This window comes from Actinomadura rubrisoli, from assembly GCF_004349215.1.
GTDB classification, from domain to species: domain Bacteria; phylum Actinomycetota; class Actinomycetes; order Streptosporangiales; family Streptosporangiaceae; genus Spirillospora; species Spirillospora rubrisoli.
This window is the reverse complement of record NZ_SMKU01000693.1, coordinates 1-1439: the sequence shown is the minus strand read 5'-3', so window position 1 is coordinate 1439 and position 1439 is coordinate 1. Positions and strand designations below refer to the sequence as shown.

Annotated in this window: 1 protein-coding gene; it reads left to right on the top strand. The window is 63.4% G+C overall.

Going from position 1 to position 1439, the window contains the following annotated elements:
- Positions 1-589: 589 nt before the first annotated feature.
- On the top strand, positions 590-1249 hold the full coding sequence (locus tag E1298_RS46905; protein ID WP_207945289.1) for an AAA family ATPase: 660 nt from the start codon (positions 590-592) through the stop codon (positions 1247-1249).
- Positions 1250-1439: the final 190 nt, after the last annotated feature.

Below are 1439 nucleotides of genomic sequence, written 5' to 3'. Positions count from 1 at the left end.
CGCCGCGACCGGTTTGTCGCCGGTCCGAGCCAGCTCGACAGCGCGTCGCCGGAACTCCGGCGGATGAGGTGGCGGCACGAGACTCTTCCTTCCCCGTTGGCCCACGGCCAACTCAGGTCACGTGGCCGTGAAACAGGGGGAAGCTCATCCCTGCACCTCAGCGCTCCTGAGCGCCTCTATCACTCTCAGCGTTCCTCCACGCTTCAACGCTCCCTACACCGCAGCGTGCCTAAGCACCTCTCTGTACCTCAGCGCTCCTCTACCTCAGCGCTGGCGCCCCAACGCCTCGGTGCGCTTCTCTGCGCCTCAGTGCTGCCTTGTGCTGCTGCCAGCGGACGAGCTTCCGGCTATCGGACTTCCGGACGTGCTATGGCTAGGACGAACCAGGCCCGCGAGCAGCGTCCGCTCCGGAGGGCACCTTCTCCGCGCTCACCCGGTTGATTGATCTGGGCTGAGCCACCTGGGACGCGGCGACCTGCTTTTCGCCTATCCGCGCGGCCTCAGCCTCAACCTCCCCCAAGGCCACCCAGGCGCGACGGCGCGTTGGCTCCATCCGTCCTCTCAGTCGCTACCGAAGGGAATGCGAACCATGATCGACACAAACATTCACAGCAGCAGGAACACCGTGAAGCGATTCATCCTCACGGGCACTCCTGGGTCCGGTAAGACTTCGGTCCTCCGGGCTCTGGCCGACCGGGGCTACGACGTCGTTGACGAAGCGGCGACCGCGGTCATCACGCAAGCGCAGGAGAGGGGCGAGGCCGAGCCGTGGTCGCAGGCATCCTTCATCGATGAGGTCGTTGGCCTACAGCGGCAGCGGCAAACGCGAGCTTCCTCCACTGCCACAGGCATCCAGGTCTACGATCGTTCGCCCATCTGCACCCATGCTCTCAGCGTCTATCTGCAACGCCCGATTTTGGCGGCGCTGTCCCTTGAGCTCAACCGGATCGCCCATGAGCAGATCTATGAACGCCAGGTGTTCTTCGTCCGCAATCTCGGGTTCTGTGAACCCACCGCTGCGCGGCGAATCAGCTTCAAGGACTCGCTTGACTTCGAGCGGATACACGAGGAGAGCTACCGGAATTTCGGCTACGAGCTCGTCGATATCCCGGCGGGGAAGCTCATCGACCGAGTGGACATGGTCGAGAACTCAATCTCACGATTCGTCCTCAGGACACCGTCTGGCGGCGAGAACGGGGCCCACCTGCGTAGCCAAGGAACCTCAGAAGATCAGCATTCGCAGGAATGACATCCGGCCTCCCCGCCAATAGGGAGCAGACTGGAGGGAAGTGCCGCCCAGCGCTGAGGGCAGTGAGGTTTTCCCTGCAAGATTGATTCGGGTAGTAGGGCATTCCCGGGCATGATCGGTAGCGCAAGGGGAGACTCGCGGACAGATCGCCGGGCCCGGAAACGGGACGTGGAGCCCCGGTAGAAGAGGT